The sequence below is a fragment of the Streptomyces sp. NPDC001750 genome (assembly GCF_042892615.1).
In the GTDB taxonomy this organism is placed as follows: Bacteria; Actinomycetota; Actinomycetes; order Streptomycetales; family Streptomycetaceae; genus Streptomyces.
In genome coordinates this window covers 34,621-47,225 of sequence record NZ_JBIAUE010000028.1, presented here as the reverse complement: position 1 = coordinate 47,225, position 12,605 = coordinate 34,621, and the positions used below count along the sequence as shown (strand labels likewise).

General features: G+C 70.1%; 13 protein-coding genes. 9 read left to right on the top strand and 4 right to left on the bottom strand.

What is annotated here, in order from left to right; all coding sequences use genetic code 11:
• The first annotated feature begins 6 nt into the window (after positions 1-6).
• Genes catC through ACFYY6_RS31570 form a run of 5 tightly spaced genes read left to right on the top strand, consistent with a single transcriptional unit; the run spans position 7 to position 3,775 of the window.
• On the top strand, positions 7-303 hold the full coding sequence (catC, locus tag ACFYY6_RS31590; protein ID WP_351520028.1) for a muconolactone Delta-isomerase: 297 nt from the start codon (positions 7-9) through the stop codon (positions 301-303).
• On the top strand, positions 303-1,058 hold the full coding sequence (locus ACFYY6_RS31585) for a CoA transferase subunit A (protein WP_351520030.1): 756 nt from the start codon (positions 303-305) through the stop codon (positions 1,056-1,058). Before catC ends, ACFYY6_RS31585 begins: the two co-directional genes overlap by 1 nt.
• Positions 1,058-1,705, top strand: coding sequence for a CoA transferase subunit B (locus ACFYY6_RS31580; protein ID WP_351520031.1), 648 nt, complete (start codon positions 1,058-1,060; stop codon positions 1,703-1,705). The genes ACFYY6_RS31585 and ACFYY6_RS31580 overlap by 1 nt, the downstream gene beginning before the upstream one ends.
• Positions 1,702-2,904 (top strand): thiolase family protein, encoded by a 1,203-nt coding sequence (locus tag ACFYY6_RS31575; protein ID WP_351520033.1) that lies wholly within the window; start codon positions 1,702-1,704, stop codon positions 2,902-2,904. The genes ACFYY6_RS31580 and ACFYY6_RS31575 overlap by 4 nt, the downstream gene beginning before the upstream one ends.
• A 25-nt stretch (positions 2,905-2,929) precedes the next feature.
• Positions 2,930-3,775: an alpha/beta fold hydrolase gene (locus tag ACFYY6_RS31570; protein WP_351630600.1), complete on the top strand. Its 846-nt coding sequence runs from the start codon at positions 2,930-2,932 to the stop codon at positions 3,773-3,775.
• Between the two features lie 34 nt (positions 3,776-3,809).
• Here ACFYY6_RS31570 and ACFYY6_RS31565 read toward each other — a convergent pair whose 3' ends face one another.
• Entirely contained in the window at positions 3,810-4,364 is a 555-nt protein-coding gene (locus ACFYY6_RS31565) for an isochorismatase family cysteine hydrolase (protein ID WP_351520034.1), read from the bottom strand.
• Positions 4,365-4,746: 382 nt separating this feature from the next.
• The gene (locus tag ACFYY6_RS31560) at positions 4,747-7,110 is read right to left on the bottom strand and encodes a LuxR C-terminal-related transcriptional regulator (protein WP_351630526.1); all 2,364 of its coding nucleotides are present in this window, start codon (positions 7,108-7,110) and stop codon (positions 4,747-4,749) included.
• Positions 7,111-7,659: 549 nt separating this feature from the next.
• Between ACFYY6_RS31560 and ACFYY6_RS31555 the strand changes: the two genes are divergently transcribed.
• From ACFYY6_RS31555 to ACFYY6_RS31540, 4 genes are read left to right on the top strand one after another with little or no spacing between them, the layout of a single operon-like run.
• The gene (locus tag ACFYY6_RS31555) at positions 7,660-8,232 is read left to right on the top strand and encodes a flavin reductase family protein (protein ID WP_351520038.1); all 573 of its coding nucleotides are present in this window, start codon (positions 7,660-7,662) and stop codon (positions 8,230-8,232) included.
• Between the two features lie 49 nt (positions 8,233-8,281).
• Positions 8,282-9,856: a 4-hydroxyphenylacetate 3-hydroxylase N-terminal domain-containing protein gene (locus tag ACFYY6_RS31550; RefSeq protein ID WP_351630522.1), complete on the top strand. Its 1,575-nt coding sequence runs from the start codon at positions 8,282-8,284 to the stop codon at positions 9,854-9,856.
• Positions 9,853-10,131 carry a hypothetical protein gene (locus ACFYY6_RS31545; RefSeq protein WP_351630597.1) on the top strand — a complete coding sequence of 93 codons (279 nt, stop codon included), beginning with the start codon at positions 9,853-9,855 and terminating at the stop codon, positions 10,129-10,131. The genes ACFYY6_RS31550 and ACFYY6_RS31545 overlap by 4 nt, the downstream gene beginning before the upstream one ends.
• A gap of 16 nt (positions 10,132-10,147) precedes the next feature.
• Entirely contained in the window at positions 10,148-10,852 is a 705-nt protein-coding gene (locus tag ACFYY6_RS31540; RefSeq protein WP_351520041.1) for an FAD synthetase family protein, read from the top strand.
• A gap of 270 nt (positions 10,853-11,122) precedes the next feature.
• Here the strand turns inward: ACFYY6_RS31540 and ACFYY6_RS31535 are convergent, their stop codons facing one another.
• Together ACFYY6_RS31535 and ACFYY6_RS31530 are read right to left on the bottom strand one after the other, a co-directional pair.
• The gene (locus ACFYY6_RS31535; protein WP_351520042.1) at positions 11,123-11,956 is read right to left on the bottom strand and encodes a cytochrome c oxidase assembly protein; all 834 of its coding nucleotides are present in this window, start codon (positions 11,954-11,956) and stop codon (positions 11,123-11,125) included.
• Positions 11,956-12,507 (bottom strand): DUF2243 domain-containing protein, encoded by a 552-nt coding sequence (locus ACFYY6_RS31530; RefSeq protein WP_351520077.1) that lies wholly within the window; start codon positions 12,505-12,507, stop codon positions 11,956-11,958. The genes ACFYY6_RS31535 and ACFYY6_RS31530 overlap by 1 nt, the downstream gene beginning before the upstream one ends.
• Positions 12,508-12,605 lie beyond the last annotated feature (98 nt).

The window sequence follows — 12,605 nt, the reverse complement described above, 5'->3', positions numbered from 1 at the left end:
TCGACCGTGCTCTTCGCCGTACGCATGGACGTCGACATCCCGCGTGACCTCGACCCCGAGGTCCGCGGGGACCTGGTGGCACGCGAGAAGGCGTACTGCCGGGAACTGCAGAAGTCGGGGGAATGGATGCACATCTGGCGCTGTGTCGGGCAATACGCCAACATCAGTGTCTTCGATGTAGCCGACAACGAGGCGCTGCACCGCATCCTGTGGGGCCTGCCCCTCTTCCCCTACATGACGATCGAGGTCACACCCCTGGCCCAGCACCCGTCCGACCTGGCCGCGGACGAGGTCGTGGCGTGATGGACAAGGTGGTCGCCGGCGCCGTGGAAGCGACGGCCGATGTGCCGGACGGCGCGTCCCTCGCCGTCGGGGGGTTCGGGCTGAGCGGTGTGCCGAACGTACTGATCCAGGCGCTGTACGAGCGGGGCGTCAGTGGTCTGAGCGTGGTCTCCAACAACTGCGGGGCGATGGATTCCGGCCTCGCGGTACTGCTGGCAGCCGGCCGGATCGCCCGGGTGACGGGCTCCTACATCGGCGCCAACAAGGAGTTCGCGCGCCAGTACCTGGCCGGGGAACTGGAGGTGGAGCTGATCCCGCAGGGCACCCTCGCCGAGCGCCTGCGCGCCGGGGGCACCGGGATCCCCGCCTTCTACACCCCGGCCGGGGTGGGCACCCAGGTCGCCGACGGGGGGCTGCCCTGGCGCTACGACGGCTCCGGCGGGGTGGCACTGGCCTCGCCCCCGAAGGAGGTGCGCGAGTTCGACGGCGCGGAGTACGTGCTGGAGCGCGGCATCCGCACCGACTACGCCCTGGTCCGCGCGGCCCGGGGCGACCGGCACGGCAACCTCGTGTTCAACAAGTCGTCCCGCAACTTCAACCCGCTCGCCGCCATGGCCGGCAGGGTCACCATCGCCGAGGTGGAAGAACTGGTGGAGCCCGGTGACATCGAGCCGGGCGCGGTTCACCTGCCGGGCATCTTCGTGCAGCGGGTGGTGGCGCTCACCCCGCAGCAGGCCGCGGACAAGAGGATCGAGCAGCGGACGGTGAGCAACTGATGGCCTGGACGCGTCAGGAAATGGCCGCCCGTGCGGCACGTGAGCTGGAGGACGGGCAGTACGTCAACCTCGGCATCGGCTTGCCCACCCTCATTCCCAACCACCTGCCGCCGGGAGTCGAGGTCGTCCTCGAATCGGAGAACGGAATCCTGGGCACCGGCCCCTACCCCACCGAGGACCAGGTCGATCCGGACCTGATCAACGCCGGAAAGGAGACGGTGACCGTACTGCCGGGCGCGTCCTTCTTCGACTCCGCCCTGTCCTTCGGCATGATCCGCGGCGGGCACATCGATGTCGCCGTACTGGGCGCCATGCAGGTCTCCGAGAAGGGGGACCTGGCCAACTGGGCCGTTCCGGGCAGGTTGGTGACCGGAATCGGCGGTGCCATGGACCTCGTCCACGGGGCCCGGCGGGTCGTCGTGGTGATGACCCACACCGCGAAGGACGGCTCGGCGAAGATCGTGCCCGAGTGCGCGCTGCCGCTGACCGGCAAGGCGTGTGTGAACCGGATCATCACCGATCTGGGTGTCCTCGACGTCACCGACGACGGCCTGGTCCTGGTGGAAACCGCACCCGGCATCACCACCGCGGAGATCAGCGACCGGACGGACGCCGAGCTCCGCATCCCCGAAGGAACTCCGTCATGAGAGACGTCTACCTCGTCGACGCGGTACGCACCCCGATCGGCCGCTACAACGGCGCCCTCGCCGACGTACGCCCGGACGACCTGGCCGCCCACACGATCCGCGAACTCCTCGCCCGAACGAGCGAGCTGGACCCGACCCGCATCGAGGACGTCTACTTCGGCAATGCCAACGGGGCGGGCGAGGAGAACCGCAACGTCGCCCGCATGGCCGTCCTGCTGGCGGGTCTGCCCACCACCGTGCCCGGGGTGACGGTCAACCGGCTGTGCGCCTCCGGCCTCGAAGCAGTCGTCCAGGCCGCCCGTGCCGTCGCCGTCGGCGACGCCTCCATCGTCGTGGCCGGCGGCGTGGAGTCGATGACCCGCGCGCCGTATGTGCTGCCCAAGAGCGACAGGCCCTTTCCGGCCGGCCACGCCGAGCTGTACTCCACCACCCTCGGCTGGCGCATGGTCAACCCCGCGATGAACCCGGAGTGGACCATCCCGCTGGGCGAGTCCGCCGAGCTCATCGCCGAGAAACACCGGATCAGCCGCGAGCAACAGGACGAGTTCGCCCTGCACAGCCACGGGAAGGCCGCCAGGGCCCAGGCCGAGGGACGCTTCGACGCCGAACTCGCACCGGTGGCCCTCCCGCGGCCCAAGGGCGGGGCGATCGCCTTCACCGCCGACGAGTCCGTCCGCCCGGACACCTCACTGGAGGCGATGGCGAAGCTGAAGCCGTCCTTCCGTACCGAGAACGGCACGGTGACCGCGGGCAACGCCTCCCCGCTCAACGACGGCGCCGCCGCGGTGCTTCTCACCGACGAGGAAGGTCTGCGGGCCACCGGCCGGGAGCCGCTCGCCCGCATCCGTACCACCGGGGTGTCCGCCGTCGACCCGCAGTACTTCGGACTCGCGCCTGTCGAAGCGGTGAACCGGGCACTCGCCAGGGCCGGCCGGTCCTTCGCCGACCTGGACGTACTCGAACTGAACGAGGCGTTCGCCGCGCAAGTCCTCGGCTGCCTCGCCGAATGGCCCGAGTTCGACCCTGCCGTCCTCAACCCCCAGGGCGGGGCGATCGCTCTCGGCCACCCGCTGGGAGCGTCCGGCGCCCGTCTCGCCGGCACCGTCGCCCACCAACTCGCCCGCAAGGGCAGCGGGATCGGTGTGGCCACCCTCTGCATCGGCGTGGGCCAGGGACTGGCCCTCGTCCTCGAACGCTGACCCCGCCCAAGGAGGCACGGTGTCCATGCCCCATCTGCTGCACCACCACCTGGTCGGCGCGGCCGACGCACCACCCCTGATCCTCGGCCCGTCCCTGGGCACCTCCAAGGCGATCTGGGAACCCCAACTGCCCTCCTTGACCCGCCGTTTCCGGGTGCTGCGTTTCGACCTGCCCGGACACGGCGGCTCACCCACCGCGCTGCTGCGCGATCCCGCACCGGGTCGTACCACGGTCGACGATCTGGCGTCCCTGGTGCTCAACCTCGCGGACCACCATGGCTGGGCCGGCTTTCACTACGCGGGCATCTCCCTGGGCGGAGCCATCGGGACCCATCTCGCGGCCTTCCACCCGCAGCGGGTCGCCTCCCTGGCCGCCGTCTGCTCCTCCGCGCGCTTCGGGGCGCCCGAGACCTGGCGCCGGCGGGCGGAACTCGTCCGGCAGGAGGGCACCGCCCCTCTTCTTCCGACCATCCCGGACCGCTGGTTCGCCACCGCGGACAGCGCAGGCACCCCTTTCGGCCGCAGGCTGCTCGACAACCTCGCCGAAGCCGACCCGGCGGGGTACGCGGCCTGCTGCGACGCCCTCGCCACGTCGGATCTGCGCCCCGCCCTGGGGCGGATCACCGCGCCCACCCTCGTGGTCGGCGGTTCGCACGACACGGCCACTCCCCCGGACCACGCCGAGGAACTCGCCGAGGGCATCCCGCGGGCCGCCCTGAAGATCATCGACTGCGGGCACCTGGCCGTCGAGGCCCCCCGAGCACTGCAGACCGCTCTCGCCGCTCACCTGTCCGCGAGCCTCGTCGGGGGCGGGACGCGGACATCACGGTCCGGCCAGGCCGCCGGAAACCAGGACTCTCTCAGCAGCTGATCCGAGTCTGCCGTGATCACCGTGCGAGTCGGGATCAATTCTCTTCCCCACGCCAACCGGCGCAGGGCATGACCTCGAACCCCCGGCTGGGGAAGACGGCATCCATGAAGAAGTCGTGCATCGCCGCATCGCCGTCGGCGCAACCGTCACGCAGCACGGTCACCTCGTAGCCACGGTCCGCCGCGTCGTAGCACGTCGCGGCCACCATCGCGCTGGTCGCGACTCCGGCGATCGCGACGGTGCCGACACCGTTCGCGCGGAGCACCAGGTCGAGATCCGTGCCGGCGAACGCGCTGGCGCGGCGCTTCATCACGACGACGTCCTCGTCGGCGACCGGCAGAGCGATCTCCGTTCCGGCCGATCCCTCATGAAAGGCGTCCCCGGCTTCGTAGAACGTCCTGAAGAGTGCGTTGTCCGGCGGCAGGTCCGTCCCGTTGCCCCGGAAGGCGAAGTGCACGAACACAACGAGGGCACCGGCCGCGCGGGCGCGCGGCAGCAGTTCGGTGAGCGGCGGCACGACACGCCTGGCGAACGGGTAGCTGCTCGTGATGCCCTGCTGAATGTCGCCGATGATCAGTGCGGTGGTCACGACAGACTCCCGTCCAGTCCTTCTGTCCAACGCCCTGTGGTCGGCGAGACAGCCATTCGGGTGGTCATGGTAATGGCGATGACCAACCGTGCGTGGGTGAAGCCGCCATTCACCGTCACGGTGGTCCCGGTGAGGCGGGGGCCGACGAATCCGCGTCGGCACCCCGCGCCCGGTCCGGGACTCGGGCGTGTCTCGGGGGAACCTCTTCAGGTGTCGACCGCGAGTTCCAGCAGTATTTCCAGGGGCTGGTAACCGGAGCGTCGGTAGAGGGGGTCGCCGCGCTCGGACGGCCGGACGATCAGGGTGTCGAAGCCGGCACTACGGCAGTGCCGTGTTCGTCGCGGCGGTGGCGGGCTCGATGGGGCCGACGTGCTCCCCCACGTCAGTGCGCTGGAGCCCGATGGGGACGGGCCTCGCCACCGGATTCGTCCAGCGACGCGGTCCAGGAGGCGACTTGGGTGCGGGAGGTGAAGCCCAGCTTGCCCAGGATGCGCTCGACGTGGCCGTCCACGGTGCGGTGCGAGATCACCAGGTTCTCGGCGATGGCACGATTGCTCAGTCCCGTGGCGATCAGACGCGCCACCTCCAGTTCCCGGTCCGTGAGGGGGCAGCTCCGGGCGACACGCGTCGCGGCCGTGGGCTTGACGGCTGCGGCGATCTCCAGTGCGAGTTCGATCGCCTCGGCCTTGGTCAGATGGGCCAGCCGCCGGGTGACCTTCTCCACCCGTTCCGTGCCCAGCGTTTCGACGACCTGTCGGGCCATACGGCGGGATTCCGCGGTGATGTGGGGTCCGAACGCGTCGATGGAGGTACCGAGCCGCTGCCACACCGCTCCGGCGGCGGCTCCCAGCATGGCCGCGTTGTCCGCGTGCCGATTGGACATGGCGATCCAGGACATCAGCTCCAGTACCAGGGCCGTGCAGACGCCGTCCGTGAAGTCGCGCTGGATCTCCAGGGCCGCCGTCGCGGCCTGCTTGGCCGCGGGCATGTCGCCCGCGCGCCAGTGCTGCAGGCCGCTGATCCACAGGGCGTAGGCGTGATTCCAGCGTTCTCCGTGCCGGGCGCTCACGGCGAGCACCTCCCGGCAGGTCTCCAGGGCGTTGCCCGCGGGCTCCTGGAAGTTCCGTGCCATGGCCAGCTGGAACTGCGCGGTGAGCACCGCGCCGGTGTTGCCGAGCGCGCGGTGGCCCTCCACGGCCCGGTGGTACAGGCCGATCGCCGTGGGCAGACTGCCGCTGAAGAGATGGTGGAGGGCCCGCCAGTTCGCGGCGTGCGCGGCCAGCTCGGGATCGTCCAGTACCTCCGCCACGTGCTCCAGTTCCGTCAGACGGACGGCGGCGGCCTCACGGTCGCCCTGCAGAAGCGTCGCCCAGGCCGCCACCCACAGCACCGAGCCCCGCTCGACGGTGTCACCGTCGAGCACGCCGAGGATGCGGTCCAGCCATCGTCTTCCCTCGCTGAGCGAGCCGCCGGCGATCCAGTGGTAGCACAGGAAGGACGCGAGCCGGCCGCCCGCGGGTCGCTCGTCGGGCGTGGTGAGGGACCATTCCAGAGCCGCGAGCAGGTTGGCGTGGTCGCGCCGCATGGTGGCGAGCATCTCGTGCTGCCCGGGCCCGCACCAGCGCTCCACCATGGAGCGGGCCCGGCGCAGGTAGTGATCGCGCATCCGGCGACGCAGCACCGGCGGTTCCCCGAGCCCGTCGAGCCGCTCGGCGCCGTATTCGCGCACGGTCATCAGCTGTCGGTAGCGGACCTGTTCACCCGTGTGCTCGGCTATCACGATCGACTTGGCGACGAGCCGGTCGAGGACGTCGACGATGCGCTCGGAGGCGAGGTCGCCGAAGGCGCAGACCTCCTCGACCGCCTTCAGATCGCATCCGCCCGGGAAGACCGACATCCGTGCCCACAGCAGGCGTTCGTCGGCGGAGCACAGTTCGTGACTCCAGTCGATCAGCGCGCGCAGGGTCTGCTGTCGCGGGCGTGCCACCCGGCTGCCGCCGGTGAGCAGTTCGAATCGGCGGTCCAGGCGCTCGACGACCTGACCGACGGACAATGTGCGCAGCCGGATGGCGGCGAGTTCGATGGCGAGTGGCATCCCGTCGAGCCGTTCGCACAGCTGTTGGACAGCGGGGCGGTTGGTATCGGTGACGGCGAAGTCGGGGGCGACGCTCCGCGCCCGGTCGACCAGCAGCTGAACGGCTTCGCTGTGATCGACGCTCGCGGCGTCGTGCAACTGCTCGGCCGTGGGCACCGACAGGGGCGGGATCACCGTGACCAGCTCGCCCGCGATGCCGAGCGGTTCGCGGCTGGTGGCAAGGATGCGCAGGCCCGGTGCCGCTTCGAGGAGTTCGGCCAGCAGCTCGGCGGTGGCGGTCAGCACGTGCTCGCAGTTGTCCACGACCAGCAGCACCTGCTGGGCTCCCAGATGATCGACCAGTTGCTGGGTCGCGGACCGGTTCGACTGGTCCAGGACGGTGAGAGCCGAGGTGAACGCGGAGGCCACCTCCCGGACGTCGTCGAGGCTGGCCAGCTGGACGACCTGAGTACCGTCCCGGAACGCTCTGCGGACCCGGTCCGCGACCACCAGGGCGAGCCGTGTCTTGCCGATGCCGCCGGGGCCCGTGAGCGTGACCAACCGGGAGGTCGACAGGCTCCTGCGTACGTCGGCGATCTCCTGCCGACGCCCCACAAAGCTGGTGAGGCCGCCGGAGCCGACCAGACAACCGCGTCCACTGTCGTCGTACATGGTCCTCGATGTCCTCGCCTCGCCCGTTCCGCTTCCGCCGACGCTATGCCGAAGGACACGTCGTGCCAAGAACTCGCACACGAAGAGAGAGTCGTTTTCCCCGGTCAGCGCCTTGATCCATAGGCCCATGCCCGGAGCCCATATCGTCGGCGACTCAATCCGATCACAGGTTCGACGTGCGGGGTACCCACGTGGGTGGAGGGGGTACCCAAGGGGGTCATCTCACCCGAGACCACGGCCGCGCCCGTGTCCAGAGTTCTGTCACCACGACGCGGGCCGGTGCTGTGGCGGGCACGGTATCGGTCCGCGTGCCACACCTCCGACAGTCAGGAGCGGGGCAATGTCACCCACGAGGACGAGCCGCCCGGTGAAGGCACCCGAAAGAGCGTCCGGCGCGATGATCGTCGGCACGGGCTTCGCCGGACTCCACTCGGTGCACACGACACCCGACGGGACGGCCCCGTCGGGGCCCGGCCGGGGCCGGACATCCGGCAGTGGATGCCGGACGGGCGAGCACCTCGCGTCCGCAGGCTCTCCGGGGCGGGCCACATGAACCAGCGCCACCTCAGGAACGCCTTCGGCCGCTTCGCCACCGGTGTCACGGTCGTCACCTGCGCCACCTCCGACGGCGGACGCCACGGCGCCACGGTCAACGCGTTCACGGCCGTCTCCCTGGAACCGGCCCTGTGCCAGGTGACCCTCACCCGCCAGTCCAAGGCGTGCCTCTATCTGAAGGACGCGCCCTTCGCGGTCAACATTCTGGCGGCCGACCAGACCGACACCGCCTGGCACTTCGCCGGCCGGCCGGTGGAGCCGGAACCGCAGTGGTCCGACGGGCCGCTGGGCCCCGTGCTCACGGGAGCGGCCGCCACGATCTCGTGCCGCCCCTGGCGCACCTACGACGGCGGGGACCACCTGATCGTCATCGGCGAGGTGGTCGAGGCCGACATCACCGACCTGGAGCCGCTGCTGTTCCACGCCGGAACCTTCCGCCACCTGGGCCGGCAGGACGCGGGCGTCCACTGGGGCGCCTGCCTGGACAGCCCCGAGAGCGGATGGTTCACCGGTGCCCCCGCCTTCACCGCGATGCACGCGGGGCGCGTCACGCACCACGCCTCGTAATCCCCGCTCACGCACCTTTCACCCACCTTCGAGATCAGCTAGGACGGACATGACTCAGGAAGACACCCGCTCTCCGGCCGCCCCGCCCGCGGAGGGCGTGCGCAAGACCCGCCCGCTGACGGGCGACGAGTACATCGAGTCCATTCGTGACGGACGGGAGGTGTGGGTCTACGGCGAGAAGGTCAAGGATGTCACCGAGCACCCCGCCTTCCGCAACTCGGTGCGCATGACCGCGCGGCTGTACGACGCGCTGCACGACCCGGACAAGCAGTCGGTGCTCACGGTGCCGACCGACACCGGCAGCGACGGTTTCACCCACCCGTTCTTCCGTACGCCGCGCAGCCGCGAGGACCTGCTCGCCGATCGCGACGCGATCGCCGAGTGGGCGCGGATGACCTACGGCTGGATGGGCCGCAGCCCAGACTACAAGGCGGCCTTCCTCGGCACCCTCGGCGCCAACAGCGACTTCTACCAGCCCTTCGGAGACAACGCCCGGCGCTGGTACACCGAGTCCCAGGAGAAGGTCCTCTACTGGAACCACGCCATCATCAACCCGCCGGTCGACCGCGACCGCAACCCCGACGAGGTCAAGGACATCTTCGTCCACGTCGACGAGGAGCGGGACGACGGCCTGGTCATCAGCGGCGCCAAGGTGGTGGCCACCGGCTCGGCCATCACCCACTACAACTTCATCGCCCACTACGGCCTGCCGATCAAGAAGAAGGAGTTCGCGCTGGTCTGCACCGTCCCGATGGGCACGCCCGGCATGAAGCTGATCAGCCGGCACTCCTACGCGATGAACGCCGACGTGATGGGCAGCCCCTTCGACTACCCGCTGTCGAGCCGCTTCGACGAGAACGACACCATCTTCATCCTCGACAAGGTGAAGATCCCCTGGGAGAACGTCTTCATCTACGGCGACGCCGAAAAGGCGAGCACGTTCTTCCCCGGCTCGGGCTTCCTGCACCGCTTCACCTTCCACGGCTGCACGCGCCTCGCCGTAAAGCTCGACTTCATCGCCGGACTCCTGATGAAGGGCGTGGAGGTCACCGGCACCAAGGACTTCCGCGGCATCCAGACCCGCGTGGGCGAGGTCATCGCCTGGCGCAACCTGTTCTGGGGGCTGACCGACGCCATGGCGAACAACCCGGACTCGTGGAAGGACGACGCCCTCCTGCCCAAGCTCGACTACGGCCTGGCCTACCGCTGGTTCATGACCCTCGGCTATCCGCGGATCAAGGAAATCATCATGCAGGACCTGGGCAGCGGGCTGATCTACCTCAACTCCAACGCCAAGGACTTCTCCGTCCCGGAGATCCGCCCCTACCTGGACAAGTACGTGCGCGGGTCCAACGGCTACGACTCCGTCGAGCGGGTCAAGCTGATGAAGCTGATCTGGGACTCCATCGGCAGCGAGTTCGGCGGCCGGCACGAGCTGTACGAGCGCAACTACTCGGGCAACCACGAGCAGGTGCGCGCGGAGATGCTCTTCACCGCCCAGGCTTCCGGGGCCGCCGACGCCATGAAGGGCTTCGCGGAGCAGTGCATGGCCGAGTACGACCTGAACGGCTGGACCGTGCCGGACCTGATCAACCCGGATGACGTGAGCATCCACCGCCGCTGATCACTTCGCCGGGGCGGTCCGGTGCCGCCCCGGCCCACCCCACGGGACGCATGATCGCCGCGGCGGGATGGCATCCCTGGCGCCCCGCTCATCTGCATGTGAGGGTCCGGGCCGAGGGGCACCGGCAGCTCACGACGCAGCTGTACTTCGCAGGCGGCGCGTGGGTGGACGACGACGTCGCCCGGGCGACCAAGCCCGAACTGATCCTGCGCCCCGTGGCGGACGGGGAAGGCGGCCTCGTGCAGCGGTACGACTTCGTCCTCGAACGGGCCTGAGACCAAGGATGCGGATGTGACAGCGCAATCTTCCCCGAACTGCCCGGAGTTCGCACCGGCAGTCCGCGCCTCGGGCGCTGTGTGGACGGACCCGCACGACGTTCCCTCCGACTGGCGGGGCTGTGCCGTGACCATGGGAGTCTTCGACGGATTCCACCGCGGCCATGCCGCACTGGTCCGGCGGGTGCGCGAGCGGGCGGCTCGCCACGGGCTGCCGTCGGTGCTGCTGACCTTCGACCCGCACCCCCTCACGGTGACCTGTCCGGAGCGCGCGCCCAGGCACCTGACGTCCCTCGAAGAACGCGTCCGCCTCGCCCACGGTCTCGGCGTCGACGTCGTGCTCGTGCTGCCGTTCACCACGGCGCTGGCCGACATGGCGGCCGACGAGTTCGCCGACCGGTTCCTCGGCCGCACACTCGGGGCCCGTGCCGTGGTGGTGGGCGAGAACTTCCGCTTCGGCCGGGGAGGCCGCGGCGACACCGCCCTGCTCGGCCGCGCGGGAAGGCGGCTCGGTTTCACCGTGGACGCCGTGCCACTCGTCGCCCGCGACGGCCGTACCTGCTCCTCCACGCTGATACGCAGCCGCCTGGCGGCCGGTGACCTCAAGGGTGTCGAAGAGCTGCTGGGGCGCCCGTGGCGCACGGCATTCTCCGTGCCGCCCGCGCCGTCCGGCGGCCTCGCGTCACGCGTGCCGGTGATCGACGACGTCGCGAAGCGATGAGGGCTGTCCCGTAATCCCTGGTGGCTCGGCGCGCGGCGTCGGATGCGGTGCATCGCAAGGCGGAGGGGCGCCCGCGCACTGGATGTATGCGGGCGTTCCGACAACGCGGCGAGGCGCCGTGGTGTCCTTCTCCGGATACTTGTCGTGCTGCCCGTTGGAGAGACGCGCTACAGCGGCGGTACCGCCGCTTCGCCACCGCCTGGTCCTCGGGGCCCCGGCCGCGCGGTCCGGTTCGCCCAACCTTCCCCCATCGCCGTGACATGTCGACTTTCAGACAGGTGTCGGGGCGGCTCCGGTCCCGGCGACGCGTGGCGGTGCCGTACGCCGGCGGTCGGGTCGCCACGTGGTCACCAAGGCGGCGGCCAGGAGCAGTTCGGCGCCGTCACCGCCGTAGTACATGATCTCCGCGCCCCCTCGGACCTGGTCGATCGGCGCGTGGATGTGGACCCGGAAGCCGCCGTACATGAGTTGCGAGACCACCGCGTGCATCGCGACGGCCACCCCGAGGCAGACCAGACGTGCGCGCACGCCCGGTCGCGACGGGGCCGGGTCGGGACCGGCGATGGCGTGGGTGAACAGGCATCCGGACAGGAAGAAGTGTGCGTGCAGCAGCCAGTGCGCCGCCGGTACGCCCGCGATCGCGTTGTACAAGGGGGTGAAGTAGAGCGGGACGAGGCTGCCGACGGAGAGTGTGAGGGCCACCTCCGGTCGGGCGACGAACCGGGCCGGCGTGCTGCGCAGCAGGCCGGTCAGCCGACGGGCCCGGGGCGCGGACAGGGTGCGCAGCAGAAGGGTGACGGGCGCTGCCAGGACGAGTGCGAGCGGTGAGTACATGCCGATGAGCAGATGCTGGATCATGTGCGCGCGGAAGTCGTCGTGGGCCAGGGCCGCCACCGGCGGCAGCAGAGCCGCCCCGAGCAGAACGGCCCCGGTCAGCAAGCTCGCCGTTCGCCACGGGCTCCAGCCCAGGACCGGGTTGCGGCGGCGGGCCCGGTGTGCCAGCAGCAGGTACGCGCCGACGGCCGCCGACAGGGCGAGGACGGGCAGCAGCGTCTCAAGGGTCCCGTTGCCCAGGTGCTGGTGCACGGACACGTCGTGTCCCATCAGGCGTACCGCCCTTCCTCAGGGCGGGCGGGCGCGGTCGGGTCGAAGAGCCGGCCGCTGCGCTGCAGCAGGTAGCCGGCAGCGATCAGCACAGCGCCCAGGAGCAGGAAGCCGATGTCCCACCAGACCTGGCCGCCTCCGGAGCGAACGTGGTGGATGCCCAGGACATGGTGGTCCAGGACGCCCTCGACGAGGTTGAACAGGCCCCAGCCGACGAGCATCCAGCCCCAGAGCACCCGCGACCGCCACACCCGTAGCCGGTCGCGGGTGACGCGCGCGTACAGGATGGCCAGTCCGATCAGTACGGCGAGCCAGCACACGGTGTGGAAGACGCCGTCCCACACCGTGTTCATCTCCAGGCCGGAGACCGTGTTCGGGTCGTAGTACTTGATTCCGATACGGTCGTGGTCGGTGCTGCTGAGCATGTGGTGCCACTGCAGGACCTGATGCAGCAGAATGCCGTCGGCGAACCCGCCCATCCCCACCCCGAGCACGATGCCGGGCAACCTGAGACACCCCGACACCGAACCGTCCCGCGCCTCACCCGTCATCGTGGCCACCGTCGGCCTCCCTTCCCGCACCCGGATCCGGAGTTCTCTTCGAAGGAGCTTCCCTCTTCGCGGTGCCCGCCCATGCCTGTCTGCTCCAT

What these genes read in the sequence shown, in the direction of transcription:
- ACFYY6_RS31575 (WP_351520033.1), top strand. Translation starts at nt 1,702, where the DNA reads ATGAGAGACGTCTACCTCGTCGACGCGGTACGCACCCCGATCGGCCGC.
- ACFYY6_RS31555 (WP_351520038.1), top strand. Translation starts at nt 7,660, where the DNA reads ATGAACCAGCGCCACCTCAGGAACGCCTTCGGCCGCTTCGCCACCGGT.
- ACFYY6_RS31530 (WP_351520077.1), bottom strand. Translation starts at nt 12,507, where the DNA reads ATGACGGGTGAGGCGCGGGACGGTTCGGTGTCGGGGTGTCTCAGGTTG.
- ACFYY6_RS31580 (WP_351520031.1), top strand. Translation starts at nt 1,058, where the DNA reads ATGGCCTGGACGCGTCAGGAAATGGCCGCCCGTGCGGCACGTGAGCTG.
- ACFYY6_RS31570 (WP_351630600.1), top strand. Translation starts at nt 2,930, where the DNA reads ATGCCCCATCTGCTGCACCACCACCTGGTCGGCGCGGCCGACGCACCA.
- ACFYY6_RS31560 (WP_351630526.1), bottom strand. Translation starts at nt 7,110, where the DNA reads ATGTACGACGACAGTGGACGCGGTTGTCTGGTCGGCTCCGGCGGCCTC.
- ACFYY6_RS31550 (WP_351630522.1), top strand. Translation starts at nt 8,282, where the DNA reads ATGACTCAGGAAGACACCCGCTCTCCGGCCGCCCCGCCCGCGGAGGGC.
- ACFYY6_RS31535 (WP_351520042.1), bottom strand. Translation starts at nt 11,956, where the DNA reads ATGGGACACGACGTGTCCGTGCACCAGCACCTGGGCAACGGGACCCTT.
- ACFYY6_RS31585 (WP_351520030.1), top strand. Translation starts at nt 303, where the DNA reads ATGGACAAGGTGGTCGCCGGCGCCGTGGAAGCGACGGCCGATGTGCCG.